Genomic DNA, 15,394 nt, shown 5'->3' on the forward strand with positions numbered 1-15,394 from the left:
TCGCAGTGGATAGAAAAAAGGCTCATCGTTTGATGAGCCTTTTCGTTTCTACTTACGCTAAACCTTGAATGATGACGAACTTTTCAAGTAGCTCCTCATCGGTTTCTACGTTATCTGGGTCGGTAATGATGCACTTAGTAATAGGGCATACCGACTGACAAGTTGGCTTTTCGTAGTGGCCTTTACATTCTGTACACAGTAGCGGATCGATTTCAAAAATCTCCGAACCCATTGTGATTGCACCATTTGGGCACTCTGGGTCGCACATGTCACAGTTGATGCACTTGTCGGTAATGAGCAGAGCCATGATTACTTACCAGTAGGGTTACGAGTATCCTGACCAGAGTTTAGGTTACGCATTAGCAGGCCGTATTCTAGGTCCATATCCTGTGGAACTGGAATAAATACAAAGTGGCCATTGCCTTTCGCATCGTCAACCGCTTCAGATTTGCGGTTTTCCATCGCTTCTAGAGTAAAGATTACGTTGCCTTTTGGTGTCATTAGCTCAAGGCTATCACCGAGAACGAACTTGTTCTTCACTTCTACTTCAGCTAAATCGCCGCGACGTTTACCCGTGAATTCACCAACGAACTGCTGCGCGTCAGATACTGAGTAGCCGTAGTCGTAGTTTTGGTATGAGTCATGAGTGTGGCGACGTAGGAAACCTTCTGTGTAACCACGGTGAGCTAGGCTTTCTAGCGTAGTCATTAGGCTCTCATCGAATGGCTTGCCTGCGACTGCGTCATCAATTGCTTTACGGTAAACCTGAGCGGTACGTGCACAGTAGTAGAATGATTTAGTACGACCTTCGATCTTCAGTGAGTGGACACCCATCTTGGTCAGACGCTCAACGTGTTGGATTGCACGTAGGTCTTTCGAGTTCATGATGTAAGTGCCGTGCTCGTCTTCAAACGCTGCCATTTTTTCTTCTGGGCGGTGGCTTTCTGAAAGTAGTACTACTTCATCAGTTGGTTTGCCACGACCAATGGTTGTTTCAGGACGCTCGTCTTGTACTTCAACCGCTTGCGCTTCGTTTGGATCGAACGCTTCTACAATCTGACCTGCGTCGTTTTCTTTGCCTTCTTCAACTTTGTACTCCCAACGACATGCGTTAGTACATGTGCCTTGGTTAGGGTCACGTTTGTTGATGTAGCCAGACAATAAGCAACGACCAGAGTAAGCCATGCAAAGTGCGCCATGAACGAAAACTTCAAGTTCCGTTTCTGGGCAGTGCTGGCGAATTTCTTCGATCTCTTCTAGTGATAGCTCACGAGAAACAATCACACGCTCAACACCGTTAGCCGCCCAGAATTTCACTGTCGCCCAGTTTACCGCGTTCGCTTGAACCGATAGGTGGATTGGCATTTCTGGGAACGCTTCGCGAACCATCATGATTAGACCAGGATCAGACATGATTAGTGCGTCTGGGCCCATTTCAACCACTGGTTTTAGGTCACGAATGAAGGTTTTTAGCTTCGAGTTGTGCGGTTGGATGTTACAAACCACGTACAGTTTTTTACCTAGCGCGTGCGCTTCATCGATACCGACTTTTAGGTTCTCGTGGTTAAACTCGTTGTTACGTACACGTAAGCTGTAGCGAGGCTGGCCTGCATATACTGCATCTGCACCGTACGCAAAAGCGTAGCGCATGTTTTTAAGGCTGCCTGCCGGTGACAGTAGCTCAGGAACGAATACTTTATCTGTTGTCATTGCTCAAATTCTCTATTGTCTGATCTCAAGTCAGGCTAATCCCACCTTATGGAATTAGGGGCGCAAATTTTACGCCAAAATGTGACGTAAGTACACCATAGCAACCACATCAATTATCTGGTCATTTTTACCGCTAGATTCAGCGTTGTTTTAAGGCGTGATGGTGAGGAGCGGGCATAAAAAATCCCTACTCGGCAGAGTAGGGATTGATATGTCTGGAACTAGCGGATTGGTTTGCGGGTTACGAACACGCGTAAGCAATCGTGAATGCTTGCTCTTGGAACTGTTTAAGACCTGTGTCTTTAAACTTAATTGGTAGTGGGTTGCGCTTTAGTTTTTCTTTGATTTCAGCCGATGGAACAACGCTCACGTTCAGCCCTTCAATTAGCTGAATGGCCGCTTCAAGTTTGAAGCCGTTACCGCCGCCTGCGAACTTACCTTTAGTTTGGCGCTGTTTGATCACTACTTTTTCAATTTTGTAGTCTTCAACTAGCTTAGCAAAGGCAAATTGGAAATCACGCATATTTTGGGTGTCATTCGCGTCGCTGATTGAAACCTTAGACACTCGGCAATCTTGAATGCTGAACACACCACTTGATGACTCAAGTAGACAGATGACTGCATCATTACCTTTAATTTCTACACCACAAATTTTCATATTGTTACCTAACAGATTTAAGAGCAAACAGTATGGCTTGTTTGCTCTGTGAATGAAACACTCAGTTTTGTGCGTAAAACTTAAGCGTTAGGGTGAGGTAAGCCACCTAGCGCTTCGTATAGATTCGGTAAGAACGCACCAAGTTCGCCGCACATTAGTGAAAAATCAGCGTCAAATCGAGCAGCTTGATCTTCACGAGGAATGTCGTCGTTTTGATCTTTTAGCTCATCGGAGAACTTAAGGCGTTTGATACTGCCATCGTCCGCTAAGGTAAAATCGATACGTTCTTGCCAATCTAGTGCAAGTTTAGTCACTAATTTGTCTGCTTCAATGTGGCTACGGATTTCGTCTGCAGTCAGCTCTTGCTTCTTACAGCGAATCACACCGCCTTCTTCCAATACCGATTTAAGCTCTGCTTCGTCGCCCATGGTAAAGCCAGCAGGCGTATCACCGGTTTTGACCCACTCAGTTAATGTCGTTTCGACTGCTTTTTCAGGTATCGCAGGCACAACAGGTAGGCTACCCATTGTTTTACGTAATAGAGCCAATACATCTTCGGCTTTCTTGTAGCTGCTCGCATCAACTAAGATGAAGCCTTCTTTAGGAAGAATAAGCACAAAGGTGTGATTGCTGCGGCTGAATGCACGTGGCAATAGATCCATCACGATATCGTCTTTGAGGTTGTCTTTCTCTTTCTTCTTTAGAGGACGACCTTCTTGTGCTTCCATGGCGTCTACTTTTGCAGCCAGTGACTCTTTAATCACTGATGCAGGCAGCATTTTTTCTTCTTTCTTAGCACAAATCAGAATGCGGTTTTCAGATACGTGCGTCATCATATCGCCGTGGCGACCCATTGCTGTAACCCAACCGAATTTTTGCTTGTCTTGGCTACCGCAAGGGGTGAAACGAAACTCTTCTAGTTGCTTCTCAAGCTGGTCTGCTTTGAACTCGATATCGCGGTTGAAGCGATATACCAGACAGTTTTTAAACCACATAATCTTTCTCTATTTCTGGCGCTGATTTGATAGGGTTGCCATGATAGGCAATTTTGAATTGATTGCCTATTGCAAGTTTTGATTCTGCCACGCAGGCAACAGGCCGAGAATGAAACCATTGCATATCGGTGATCTATTTGGCGATGAAACCGATTAGATATGGGGACGAGTCAAGGTATCGAAGAAGAAAGTTATATGAATATTTGTTTTCAAAGGTCACAAAAGTGTCATAATTGCTAGTAATAATGCTTATGCATCGAGAGGCGCTGTGCCTCTTAAAAATTAACAAGCTCAACAACATAAGGTTATTCAATTATGTCTAGAAGGATTCTAGTGGTTGAAGACGAAGCGCCAATTCGTGAAATGCTTTGCTTTGTACTTGAACAAAAAGGTTACCAAGCGGTAGAAGCGGAAGACTATGATACTGCGGTAACTAAACTAGCTGAACCCTTCCCTGATCTAGTATTGCTGGATTGGATGTTGCCTGGCGGAAGTGGCATTAACTTCATTAAACACATGAAACGTGAAGAGCTGACGCGCAATATTCCTGTTGTGATGCTAACAGCGCGTGGCGAAGAAGAAGACAAGGTTCGTGGTCTAGAAGTCGGTGCGGATGATTACATCACCAAGCCATTCTCTCCTAAAGAGTTGGTTGCGCGTTTGAAAGCGGTGATCCGTCGCGTTACCCCAACGGCTCTTGAAGATGTCATTGATGTTCAAGGCCTTAAGCTAGACCCTGTTTCTCACCGTGTGACGGCGAACGATCAGCCATTAGACATGGGACCAACAGAGTTCAAAATGCTGCATTTCTTTATGACTCACCAAGAGCGCGTTTACAGCCGAGAGCAATTATTGAATAACGTTTGGGGTACGAACGTTTACGTTGAAGATCGTACCGTTGACGTTCACATTCGTCGCTTACGTAAAGCACTTGAAGCTGCGGGTCACGATAAGCTTATTCAAACGGTACGCGGCGCAGGTTACCGTTTCTCAGCGAAAGCATAATTAATCAGCGACATTGGACACGGAGAATTAAGTGGTCGAAAGGTTAACGTGGAAAAAGCTGGTTTGGGAACTGGCTTTTTTCTACACCCCTTGGGTGATCGTTGGATGGATATTCGGATACATGCCGTGGCTATTGTTGATAGCCACGGCTTTACAGCTTGTGTGGCACCTACACAATCAAATGCGCCTGTCTGCGTGGTTGTGGGATGAAAAGCGCTTAACGCCGCCATCTGGCACAGGTAACTGGGAACATCTGTTTAACGGAATCTATCGCCTGCAACAGCGCCAACGTAAAAAGCGCAAAGAATTGACCAACTTGATTCGTCGTTTCCGCAATGGTGCAGAATCTTTACCCGATGCCGTTGTGGTCTTTCGTAGCGAAGGCAATATTGTTTGGTGCAACAAACTTGCACAACACCTATTGGGCTTTCGTTGGCCTGATGATTCTGGTCAGCCAGTCTCTAACCTTATTCGTACTCCGGATTTCATTAAATACCTCAACAAACAGAATTTTGATGAGCCTCTAGAGATGCGCTCGCCACTCAATGTTGAACGTATGCTGGAACTGCGTATCGTGCCTTATACCGAAGGCGAGCACTTAATGGTGGTTCGTGACGTCACTCAACTAAAACAGTTAGAGGGGATGCGTCGCAACTTCTTTGCCAATGTCTCGCATGAACTGCGCACTCCAATGACAGTACTGCAAGGTTATCTAGAGATGACCGAAGACCCAGACATGGTCGTTGGCCCTATGTGGCCAAAAGCTCATGGTGTGATGACTGAGCAGCTCAACCGTATGAACAGCTTGGTTAATCAATTGCTGACTCTATCTAAGATTGAAGCCGCGCCAATGCATGAACTTGATGAAGTGGTTAACGTGCCTGCCATGCTGGAAGTGTTAGAGAAAGAAGCGGCAAGTTTAAGTGGTGGAAAGCACAATTTAACCTTCAGCGTGGATGAAAAACTGCGCGTACTTGCGGATGAAGATCAACTACGTAGTGCCATCTCTAACTTGGTGTATAACGCCGTGAAGTACACTCCGGAAGGCGCTGATATTCATGTGCGTTGGTTTAATTCGGGCCAAGGTGCTTGCTTAGAAGTGCAAGACAGTGGTGATGGGATTGAACCGCAACACTTACACCGCTTAACTGAACGCTTCTACCGCGTTGATAAAGCTCGCTCTCGTGATACTGGCGGCAGTGGGCTAGGGCTAGCGATTGTAAAGCATGCGCTAACTCACCATGATTCGCATTTAGAGATCTCTAGTGAAGTAGGTGTCGGCAGTAAGTTTTCATTCATTCTCCCAACGCGTTTGGTGGTGAGATAATGAAGCGAACGATGGTTAAGGCTAAGGTTATTTTCGCGTTAGTTTTGGGTGCGGGCTCTATATCGGTGAGAGCTGAAGCGCTGCAAGATTATCAAAAAGTGCCGGGAATTAGTGGTGTGTTAACCAGTGTTGGCTCTGACACATTAGCCGGCATGACAACACTTTGGGTAGAGGAGTTTAAGCAGCTTTATCCAAGCGTGAATGGACAAGTCCAAGCCTCAGGTTCATCCACTGCACCGCCTGCATTAACTGAGCGTACTGCGCAGTTTGGCCCTATGAGTCGTCCAATGCGTAACCGCGAAATCGAAGCGTTTGAGCGCGAACATGGTTACAAACCGACGGCTCTTCGTGTTGCGATAGATGCAATTGGAATCTTTGTCCACCGAGATAACCCTGTCGAGGGTTTGAACTTCCAGCAGCTTGATAGCATTTATTCTGCCACTTTACGTTGTGGTGGGGATGGCATCATTACGACTTGGTCATCTCTGGGGTTAGATTATCAATGGGCGCAACGCTCGATTCAGATGTTTGGTCGCAACTCAGTGTCAGGTACGTATGGTTACTTTAAAAAGAATGCCTTATGTGGCGGTGATTTTCGAAGTAGTGTCAATGAGCAGCCGGGCTCGGCATCGGTTGTTCAGTCTGTGGCGTCTGCCATCAATACCATTGGCTATTCTGGTGTTGGCTACAAAGTATCAGGTGTGAAGCGTTTACCTATTGCTAAGCAAGGTGATCACTATGTGGATGCGACCCGTGAAAATATCCTTTCTGGTGAGTACCCACTATCACGCTACCTCTATGTTTATTTGAATAAACATCCGAGCAAACCGCTTTCACCAATCGAGCGTGAGTTTGTGAGTTTTATCTATTCTAAGCAAGGGCAACAGCTGGTGGAAAAAGATGGCTATGTCTCTATTTCTCCTGAAATCGCCGCACAAGAGTTAAAAAAAGTCGGTATCAATGTTGATTGATACCGACTTTTTAAACCGTTTAGCCTGATTATTTAAAGCTCAATTCCCATTCCGCTTTCTTCCAATACGCTTGCTCGGTAATGAGATCTGCGAGCAATAGCTTATTGTTTTCAAGCCAGTTTACCTCGTCACAAGTAAGTACCCACTTACCATCTTTAATCTTAAGATGCAGTGGCGGAAGTGGGTCTTCGCTACGCTGGCCATTAACCAAAATAGCCAAACGTAATACCTTAATCAGGCCGAGAATGTGTTTTTTCTTATACAGAGCAAACTCTTCGAGTTCTTCCAGTTTGAGCGATTTTCGCTGAAAGCGAGCCAAGGTCGAGATAATTCGTTGCTGCTCTAAGTTGAACCCCGGCATACTGGTATGGCGAAGAATATAGCCAGAGTGACGGTGAAAGGCTCGTAAGCTAATACTCAGACCAACTTCATGCAGCAGAGCACTCCATTCTAGTAAATCAAACAGCTCTGAGTGTTCTTCAATGTCGAGTTTTTGATGAACTTGCTGTAAGAATTCCCCAGCTTGGCCTTTGACACGTGCCGCGTGTTCTAAATCAACCAGATGCTTCTTGGCTAAATTCTCGGTAGTCCGCATTCGAATGTCGCTGCGCTTAAAGCGCTCTTCCATCTCATACAATAAACCTTCACGCAATGCGCCTTCTGAGTAATGAAGCTCTCGGATTTTGAGATCAAGGAATAGGGCATACATAATCGCGACACCGGCAGCAAACACCGGTTTGCGCTCTTCGGCAAGACCTTCTAGTTTGATGTCATCAATCTTGTCCCATTGGCACAGCTGATCAATCAGTTTGAGTAGCCGCTTGGTATTGATGATGCCATCTGTGTAGCCTTGGGCGATCAAGACTTCGCGAATGGCTTTTACCGTGCCAGATGAGCCAAAGGCTATTGACCAACCTTTTTTGCGGTATTGGTGCGCTAATGATTCAAGTTTTTGCTCGGCGGCGAGCACCGCATTATTGAAATTACGATTGGATAGCTTGCCGTTGGCGAAATACTGTTTAGTAAAGCTGACACACCCCATGCGCTTACTGTTGACCAAGTTTGGCTCAAATCCAGTACCAAAGATAATTTCGGTACTTCCTCCGCCAATATCGACAATCAATTTTGAGTCAGTTTGTGGCTGAGTATGAGATACGCCTTGATAGATGAGGCGAGCTTCTTCGACGCCAGGAATGATTTCTATCGGGAAAGGGAGCACTTCACGGGCGCGTTGTAAAAAGATGTGGGCGTTATTCGCTAGCCTTAGAGTGTGGGTCGCTGCGATACGCACATTGCTAGGGTGAAACCCTTTTAAGCGCTCTGCAAACAACGCTAAACATTCTAATCCCCTTTCTATAGAGGCATTATCAAGATTGTTTTGTGCGTCTAACCCCTCCGCTAGGCGGACTCTTTGTTTATGACGACTGACGAGTTGCAAGTCTTGGTCGACGACTTTCGCCACCACCATATGAAAACTGTTTGAGCCAAGGTCGATGGCTGCAACATTACGAACTTCCGGAGTTTGAGTCATTTTTCTTTTTGCTCCGCTTTTCTACGTTTTTTAAATAGTCATAGATAGCCAACTGAGAACGCACTTTGCGCCGGTTACCTCGTGCGACATAGCGATTACTCATCTCTTTGTCTATCCATCTCGCTTTAACCGTATCAGTAAAGTGAATATTCACTATATCTATAATACGCTGTTTTAACACCGGATCACGGACGGGGGTCGCAACTTCAATACGATGGTCGATATTTCTCGTCATCCAATCTGCGGATGAAATATACACTTGTCGATCGCCGTCGTTATGGGTAATCAATACGCGAGGGTGTTCTAAAAAACGGTCAACAATACTGATGATTTTAATGTTCTCGCTGACGCCTTCCACGCCCGGGACTAGCGCACACATTCCGCGGATAATCATCTTTATCACCACGCCTGAAGCGCTCGCACCATAAAGTTTGTTGATCAGTCCCTTATCAACTAAGTTGTTCACCTTAAGGGTGATTTCAGCTCGCTTCCCCGCTTTTGCATTGGCAATCTCAGCGTCGATTAAGCGATAGAGTTGTTTACGAGAATTTCGTGGCGATACTATCAGGTGATCAAACTTGACCGGACGATAAGGGTTCTCGATATAACCAAATACATTCCGAACTTCATTAGTGATTTCGGGATCGGCAGTCAGCATCGAAAAGTCGGTATAGATACGGGCGGTTTTCTCATGGAAGTTGCCCGTGCCGATATGGGCATAGCGAACAATCTCTTCGTTTTCTCGTCGGCTAATTAGCAGTAGTTTTGAGTGTATCTTTAACCCCGGCGTACCAAAGACAACGTGTACGCCTGCTTCAGTGAGTATCCGCGCCCATTCAATGTTGGCCTCTTCATCAAACCGCGCTTGTAATTCGACCACCACCGTCACTTGCTTACCGTTATGGACGGCATCAATCAGTGAGTTCATCAAACGGGAATCTTTCGCGACGCGATACACGTTGATTTTGATGCTAAGCACTTTGGGGTCAAAGGAGGCTTGGCGCACCAACTCGGTGACATGTTCGAAGGTATGGTAAGGGTAGTAAAGTAAGATGTCTTTGTTGCGAATTGCGTCGAAATTGTTGTCAAAACCATCGAAATCTGAACAACGCATGGGTGGCAGTGGGCGATGTTCTAAGTAGTCTCGTCCAACGTTAGGAAAGCCAATAAAGTCTTTAAAATTGTGGTAACGACCGCCGGGTATCAGGTTGTCGTAATTGGAGATTTTGAGCTTTTCACACAAAAAATGCAGCATACTCTCGGGCATGTCTCGTTCATAGACAAAACGCACAGGCATGGCGGTTAAGCGCTGGCTTACGCCTTCTGACATCTGCTCTAACAGGCTGTGCTCTACCTCATGGCTTAGATCGTATTCTGCATCTCGGGTCATCTTCATCGCAAAACCAGCGATGTCATCGTAATCAAAAAAGCCACGAAACAACTCGTCCAAACAATAGCGAATGATGTTATCGAGTAAGATGATGGTTTTACGTCGTTTGCCTTTTTGCTCTGGCACCATGACAAAGCGTGGCAAGTGATCGGTTGGAATTTCCAGCAAAGCATAGCGAGTGCTTTCTGCCTGTTTTAGCTCAACCACTATGTAAGCGTATTCATCTTTAAGAAACTGCAAAAGGTCAATTTCATCATTGAGCAGCATCGGCGTCATGTGGGGTAAAACTTGGCGGCGAAAGTACTTTTGAATCCACTTCTGTTGGAATTCGTTTAATTGATGTTCATTGACGAGAAAGATATGGCGTCTTGCCATTTCTCGGATAAGTTCTTGATAGAGTTCATCAAACCTTTCGTTGAGCTTTAATGCCTTGGATTGCATCTTTGACAGAAGATGCTTGGAGTTACTGCTTCCTCCACGCTCTTGGCTAATTAAAATTCGGCGCTTTACATCGGCAAAACGTACCTTGTAAAACTCATCAAGGTTGTTGGAAAAAATGCCTAAAAACCGCACTCGCTCAATCAGAGGGACGGTTTTATCTGCGGCTTCTTGTAATACCCGCTCATTGAACGACAGCCAACTTAGCTCTTTTTCTATGTATAGTTTTTCTGAACTCATCCTTTAGTTCCTTTCGCTTATATTTCAAGCATAGACAAGAGAAAGAAAACTAAGGCATATGTGTGACGCTTTTATTGCACAAATTTGAAGCAAATTAAGTAATTAATTAGAGATCTAGCCAAGATCTTGCGGCAAAGATAATTCATTATTTTCAGATGTTTATTTGTATCTGTAATATAATTGTCATCTAAGAGAAATATTATATCCTCGGGCATTAATAGGGTCTTTGACCCACAGGTAGTGAGATAAGATGGCAAAGGCCGAATTTTCATTGAGAGAAAGAGACCGTAAGCGATTGGTAAAAGATCGTTTGGTTCGGCTAGCGGTATCTACTGGCGGTGTGGGCGTTTTAGCTGCGCTGGTATTGATCTTTGTCTACCTTGCTTTCATGGTTTTGCCGCTTTTCTCTGATGCGAAACTCACCCCTAATGTCGCCAATCAAACCATCTCCACTGACAATGCAGTCGCAGCGGGTATTGATGATTATGGTGAACATGCCTTTGTGGTTTCACAGCAAGGCCAAGTGGATTTTTGGCCACTATTAACTCATGCCAGTACGCCAAAACTTTCCGTTTACTTTGGCCAAGATTATTCTTTATTTGCTCGGACACCGAGCGCGGTTGGTTGGTACGCCTTCGCCTCTGCCCGTGGTGACGTCGCATTATTCCGCCCTGAAATGACCAGCGTTGTGAAAGATGACGGTCGATTGTTCAGCCCTGATGTTGAGCGTTGGTCATCTTCAATCAGTCTTATTTACCCCAATGTAACTCTAAATCAATTCAGCATAGCAGTGGATGATGGCGCGACGTTGGCGGGTTATTACAACGATGGTCGCGTTCGAGTTCGCTGGCAAGATGAAGAGAGTGTCATCCATAGTTTTGTATTCAAGTCGCCTTTTATGCAGCTTGAACAGTTGTTGCTCACGCCTAATGGTCGAACTTTATACCTCCGCAGTAGCTCAGAGTTGGTGATTGCAGAGAAGCAAGCGGATCAGTTTGTGGTGCGAGAGATTGTCGATCTCAGCCAAGGTAAAGCGAAACATGCAGTGAGTCATATTGATCTCTTGTCTGGCGCTTATTCTTTGCTAGTGACGCATAATGATGGCTTGGTCTCACAGTGGTTTGATGTACTCAAAGATGGCGAGCGTAACTTAACGCATATTCGCGAATTTAAGTTGGCCTCTGAGCTGCAATTCTTGCTGCCAGATACTTACCGCAAAGGGTTCTACAGTTTTTATATTAATGGCACAGTGCAAAGCCATTACACCACCAGTGAAAAGTTGGTGATGTTCAACCGCGCCTATCAAAAAGCGCCTCAATTGGCGGCAATGTCTAATAATGAACAATATCTATTGGCGCTGTCGGGAAACAATTTGAGCGTGGCACATATAGATAATCCATTCCCTGAAATATCGCTCTCTTCTTTGTGGCAGAAGGTATGGTACGAGAGTTATCCTGAGCCAGAGTTTGTTTGGCAAAGTACGTCAGCAAGTGATGAATTTGAAGCAAAATTCAGCCTGATTCCGATCGCATTTGGTACCTTGAAAGCGGCGGCTTTTGCGATGTTATTTGCTATCCCTGTTGCGGTACTTGGGGCAATTTATACCGCTTACTTCATGACGCCGAAGATGCGTCGGATTGTGAAGCCATCGATTGAGCTAATGGAAGCGTTACCGACGGTGATTATCGGTTTCTTAGCTGGCTTATGGTTTGCTCCAATTGTTGAAACACATCTTGCCGCCGTCTGTGCATTGATTGTGTTTTTGCCGCTATCAACGGTATTGATTGGTGGTCTTTGGCACTTGATTCCAGAAAGCATTACTCGCCGATTGCCGAATGGTTGGCATGCTGCCATCTTAATGCCTGCGCTAGTGGTCGTAACGGCTGTGCTGTTAAATCAAAGCGGTAATATCGAAAGTTGGCTATTTAATGGTGATGTGCGTGTGTTCTTGGCGCAGCATGGTATTGATTTTGACCAACGTAATGCGTTGGTGGTGGGCTTTGCTATGGGCTTTGCGGTGATCCCTACCATCTTTACCATTGCTGAAGACGCAATATTCTCTGTGCCTAAGCATCTGTCTGATGGTTCGCTAGCGTTAGGCGCGACTCCATGGCAGACCTTGATTTATGTGGTATTACTGACCGCAAGCCCGGGAATATTCTCAGCAATTATGATGGGGTTAGGTCGTGCTGTAGGTGAGACCATGATAGTGCTGATGGCAACAGGTAACACACCCATTATGGATTGGAATATTCTTGAGGGAATGCGCACATTATCGGCTACCATCGCAGTTGAGATGCCAGAGTCAGAAGTGGGCAGCTCCCACTATCGCATTCTATTTTTAGCCGCTTTGCTTTTGTTGGTGTTCACGTTCGCGGTGAACTCGTTAGCGGAATGGGTAAGGCAACGATTAAGAGAAAAGTATCGTGCATTGTAGTGGTTTGAATATCGGAAAAGGTTGGCTTTAAGTGTTTAAGTGGCTTAAATCTGGTGCACCTTGGATTTGGTTAACAGGCGGAGCAGTGAGCATTAGTTTGCTTTCGGTGCTCGGCTTGCTGCTGCTTATTGGTTGGAAAGGGCTGTCTTATTTTTGGCCTGCACCGTTATACCAATGGCAAACCGAGCAAGGTGAAACGTTAATTGGCCAGCTCTATGCTGAAGAATATGTGCCGATCAGCCACTTGCGAGAAATGGATATAGACCTGCCAGCGCAGGTTGAAGAAAAGGGATTGGTTAAGCGGATTAGCATTAAAGTCGCGAACCGTGATTTGTACCCGGCTGACTTTGTTTCGATTCTGGAAATAGATCTGTTACAGCGCTCTAAACCGCAAGGTTGGGCGGTAGTGGAACGCACGCGCAGTGGTGATTTTTATGGCCTGCCTATCGCTTACCAAAATGCCGATGGCTCACTAGTTAAAGACTTTCAGCCAGAGCTGACTAAAGGGCTTGCCTATAGCAATCAGGTAAGAGAGCAGGTTGAGAGCATCATCCGCAATGAACTGCGAGAGATAAACTCGCAAGTCAATCAACTGCGCCGTGAAAAGCGTAAGCGTGAGTTAAACGACGAGTTAGATGATGCCTTCTTAGCCAAATTTGAAGCTCAGTCAAAGCGATTGAGCAAACAGTCGATTGAGTCGGAAGCGAAGCTTGATAAGCTGCGTAGTCGTCTGATGAATCAAGGTTTGATTGTTCAGGATATGACAGGGCAGCAAGTGCTGATCCCACTTAGTCGCATGCTGGATATTTGGTATCCAAATCATATGTCACCAGTAGAGAAGGTGGCACATTGGGCGAAACAAGCGTGGAAGTTCCTCTCCGAAGATCCTCGCGAGTCCAACTCTGAGGGGGGCGTATTTCCGGCCATGTTCGGCACGGTGCTGTTGGTACTCATCATGTCGGTGATTGTTATGCCATTGGGCGTAATCGCCGCTATCTACTTACATGAATACGCCAAGAACAATGCTTTTACTCGTATCATTCGAGTAGCGGTGATTAACCTAGCCGGTGTTCCGTCGATTGTTTACGGTGTATTTGGTTTGGGCTTTTTTGTTTATACCCTTGGTGGCTCAATTGACTCACTGTTTTATGCAGACCAGTTACCCGCACCAACGTTCGGGACGCCGGGGCTACTATGGTCGGCGTTAACCCTTGCGGTATTAACCTTGCCGGTTGTGATAGTGGCAACCGAAGAGGGTTTAACTCGAATTCCAAGCTCTGTGCGTCATGGATCTTTGGCGCTGGGGGCAACGCAATTTGAAACCATGTGGCGCATTGTGTTGCCAATGGCAAGCCCAGCGATTATCACCGGTTTGATCCTCGCGGTTGCGCGAGCCGCAGGTGAGGTTGCCCCTCTAATGCTGGTGGGTGCGGTGAAACTGGCTTCTAGCCTTCCAGTGGATAGTCAGTTCCCATTCTTGCATTTAGAACGTAAGTTCATGCATTTAGGCTTCCATATCTATGATGTCGGCTTCCAAACCACTAATATTGAAAGTGCAAGGCCGTTGGTTTACGCCACTTCATTTTTGTTAGTAACCGTGATTGTTGGCCTTAACTTAACCGCCATTAGCATTCGAAACAACTTGCGCGAAAAATATCGAACTTTAGGACAGGACTAATGTTTTCAGTTAATCAAGCCTTGGGTTACCAAGCGCCACTCGACGTAAACAACCTCAGCGATGAGCAGACTGCAATCGCCATTGAGGGGCTGAACCTGTTCTATCAAAACACGCAGGCTTTAAGCGATATTTCGATGCGCATTCCGAAAGGGCAAGTGACAGCTTTTATCGGCCCATCAGGCTGTGGTAAATCGACGCTTCTGCGCTGTATTAATCGCATGAACGATCTGGTTGAAGGGTGTCAGGTCACCGGTAAGGTAAAACTGCATGGCAAAAACGTCTATCAACCCGATGTCGATGTAGCAACGCTACGTCGTCGAGTCGGGATGGTTTTCCAACGTCCTAACCCATTCCCTAAATCCATTTATGAGAATGTGGTGTATGGCCTGCGTTTACAAGGCATTAAAAATAGCCGCCTATTAGATGATGCAGTGGAGCGTTCATTACGCGCCGCCGCATTGTGGGATGAAGTAAAAGATCGCTTGCACGAGAATGCTTTCGGTCTATCAGGTGGTCAGCAGCAGCGCTTGGTTATCGCACGTGCAATCGCCATAGAACCAGAAGTCCTTTTGCTCGATGAGCCAACATCAGCGCTAGATCCAATCTCGACTTTAACCATCGAAGAACTGATCAACGAGCTGAAGACTAAGTACACCGTTGTCATCGTAACGCATAACATGCAACAAGCGGCGCGAGTCAGTGATCACACAGCGTTTATTCATATGGGGAAATTGATCGAGTACTCAGATACGGATTCTATTTTTACTTCGCCATTGAAAAAGCAGACGGAAGACTACATTACTGGTAGGTACGGTTAAATTTGCTCGTCATATTTGGCGTTGTAACTCCGTTATCTGCGTAAATTCCCCCCAATCACATAGACAAGCTATGCTCATGGGGCTGAATTGACTGGATGCCTTGTTACAAGCACCAACTATTTAGAGCAAGCAGGGCGTAATATTTGGTGTTGTAACTTCGTTATCTGCTGATTGGATGCCTTGTTACAAGCACGAA

At 45.8% G+C, this 15,394-nt stretch carries 12 protein-coding genes; 6 read left to right on the plus strand and 6 right to left on the minus strand.

Going from position 1 to position 15,394, the window contains the following annotated elements:
- Positions 1-52: 52 nt before the first annotated feature.
- The 4 genes from OH461_RS11930 to rdgC all read right to left on the minus strand — a co-directional run bounded on the left by OH461_RS11930 (position 53) and on the right by rdgC (position 3,363).
- On the minus strand, positions 53-307 hold the full coding sequence (locus tag OH461_RS11930) for a YfhL family 4Fe-4S dicluster ferredoxin (protein WP_270020848.1): 255 nt from the start codon (positions 305-307) through the stop codon (positions 53-55).
- A 2-nt stretch (positions 308-309) separates the two neighbouring features.
- Entirely contained in the window at positions 310-1,710 is a 1,401-nt protein-coding gene (trhP, locus tag OH461_RS11935) for a prephenate-dependent tRNA uridine(34) hydroxylase TrhP (RefSeq protein WP_270020849.1), read from the minus strand.
- 241 nt (positions 1,711-1,951) lie between these two features.
- Positions 1,952-2,368, minus strand: a complete 417-nt coding sequence (locus OH461_RS11940; RefSeq protein ID WP_270020850.1) for a DUF3010 family protein — start codon at positions 2,366-2,368, stop codon at positions 1,952-1,954.
- 80 nt (positions 2,369-2,448) lie between these two features.
- Positions 2,449-3,363 carry a recombination-associated protein RdgC gene (gene rdgC / locus OH461_RS11945; RefSeq protein WP_270020851.1) on the minus strand — a complete coding sequence of 305 codons (915 nt, stop codon included), beginning with the start codon at positions 3,361-3,363 and terminating at the stop codon, positions 2,449-2,451.
- A 315-nt stretch (positions 3,364-3,678) separates the two neighbouring features.
- On the opposite strand from rdgC, the gene phoB reads away from it, so the two are divergent.
- Genes phoB through OH461_RS11960 form a run of 3 tightly spaced genes read left to right on the plus strand, consistent with a single transcriptional unit; the run spans position 3,679 to position 6,666 of the window.
- On the plus strand, positions 3,679-4,368 hold the full coding sequence (phoB, locus tag OH461_RS11950) for a phosphate regulon transcriptional regulator PhoB (protein WP_260259708.1): 690 nt from the start codon (positions 3,679-3,681) through the stop codon (positions 4,366-4,368).
- Between the two features lie 31 nt (positions 4,369-4,399).
- Entirely contained in the window at positions 4,400-5,695 is a 1,296-nt protein-coding gene (gene phoR / locus OH461_RS11955) for a phosphate regulon sensor histidine kinase PhoR (RefSeq protein WP_270020852.1), read from the plus strand.
- The gene (locus OH461_RS11960) at positions 5,695-6,666 is read left to right on the plus strand and encodes a PstS family phosphate ABC transporter substrate-binding protein (protein ID WP_270020853.1); all 972 of its coding nucleotides are present in this window, start codon (positions 5,695-5,697) and stop codon (positions 6,664-6,666) included. Before phoR ends, OH461_RS11960 begins: the two co-directional genes overlap by 1 nt.
- A 28-nt stretch (positions 6,667-6,694) precedes the next feature.
- Here OH461_RS11960 and ppx read toward each other — a convergent pair whose 3' ends face one another.
- Positions 6,695-8,197 carry an exopolyphosphatase gene (gene ppx, locus OH461_RS11965; protein ID WP_270020854.1) on the minus strand — a complete coding sequence of 501 codons (1,503 nt, stop codon included), beginning with the start codon at positions 8,195-8,197 and terminating at the stop codon, positions 6,695-6,697.
- On the minus strand, positions 8,172-10,265 hold the full coding sequence (ppk1, locus tag OH461_RS11970; protein ID WP_270020855.1) for a polyphosphate kinase 1: 2,094 nt from the start codon (positions 10,263-10,265) through the stop codon (positions 8,172-8,174). The genes ppx and ppk1 overlap by 26 nt, the downstream gene beginning before the upstream one ends.
- Positions 10,266-10,515: 250 nt before the next feature.
- On the opposite strand from ppk1, the gene OH461_RS11975 reads away from it, so the two are divergent.
- The 3 genes from OH461_RS11975 to pstB are packed head-to-tail and all read left to right on the plus strand — an operon-like array spanning position 10,516 to position 15,198.
- On the plus strand, positions 10,516-12,702 hold the full coding sequence (locus OH461_RS11975) for an ABC transporter permease subunit (RefSeq protein WP_270020856.1): 2,187 nt from the start codon (positions 10,516-10,518) through the stop codon (positions 12,700-12,702).
- A gap of 31 nt (positions 12,703-12,733) precedes the next feature.
- Positions 12,734-14,380 (plus strand): phosphate ABC transporter permease PstA, encoded by a 1,647-nt coding sequence (gene pstA, locus OH461_RS11980; RefSeq protein ID WP_270020857.1) that lies wholly within the window; start codon positions 12,734-12,736, stop codon positions 14,378-14,380.
- Positions 14,380-15,198, plus strand: a complete 819-nt coding sequence (gene pstB, locus OH461_RS11985; RefSeq protein WP_270020858.1) for a phosphate ABC transporter ATP-binding protein PstB — start codon at positions 14,380-14,382, stop codon at positions 15,196-15,198. The genes pstA and pstB overlap by 1 nt, the downstream gene beginning before the upstream one ends.
- The last annotated feature ends 196 nt before the right edge of the window (positions 15,199-15,394 follow it).

The organism is Vibrio sp. LaRot3, from assembly GCF_027587025.1.
GTDB lineage: Bacteria > Pseudomonadota > Gammaproteobacteria > Enterobacterales > Vibrionaceae > Vibrio.

Bases quoted from the DNA above. Each gene is read 5' to 3' on its own strand.
- OH461_RS11930 (WP_270020848.1), bottom strand. From the start codon at position 307: ATGGCTCTGCTCATTACCGACAAGTGCATCAACTGTGACATGTGCGAC.
- trhP (WP_270020849.1), bottom strand. From the start codon at position 1,710: ATGACAACAGATAAAGTATTCGTTCCTGAGCTACTGTCACCGGCAGGC.
- OH461_RS11940 (WP_270020850.1), bottom strand. From the start codon at position 2,368: ATGAAAATTTGTGGTGTAGAAATTAAAGGTAATGATGCAGTCATCTGT.
- rdgC (WP_270020851.1), bottom strand. From the start codon at position 3,363: ATGTGGTTTAAAAACTGTCTGGTATATCGCTTCAACCGCGATATCGAG.
- phoB (WP_260259708.1), top strand. From the start codon at position 3,679: ATGTCTAGAAGGATTCTAGTGGTTGAAGACGAAGCGCCAATTCGTGAA.
- OH461_RS11960 (WP_270020853.1), top strand. From the start codon at position 5,695: ATGAAGCGAACGATGGTTAAGGCTAAGGTTATTTTCGCGTTAGTTTTG.
- ppx (WP_270020854.1), bottom strand. From the start codon at position 8,197: ATGACTCAAACTCCGGAAGTTCGTAATGTTGCAGCCATCGACCTTGGC.
- ppk1 (WP_270020855.1), bottom strand. From the start codon at position 10,265: ATGAGTTCAGAAAAACTATACATAGAAAAAGAGCTAAGTTGGCTGTCG.
- OH461_RS11975 (WP_270020856.1), top strand. From the start codon at position 10,516: ATGGCAAAGGCCGAATTTTCATTGAGAGAAAGAGACCGTAAGCGATTG.
- pstB (WP_270020858.1), top strand. From the start codon at position 14,380: ATGTTTTCAGTTAATCAAGCCTTGGGTTACCAAGCGCCACTCGACGTA.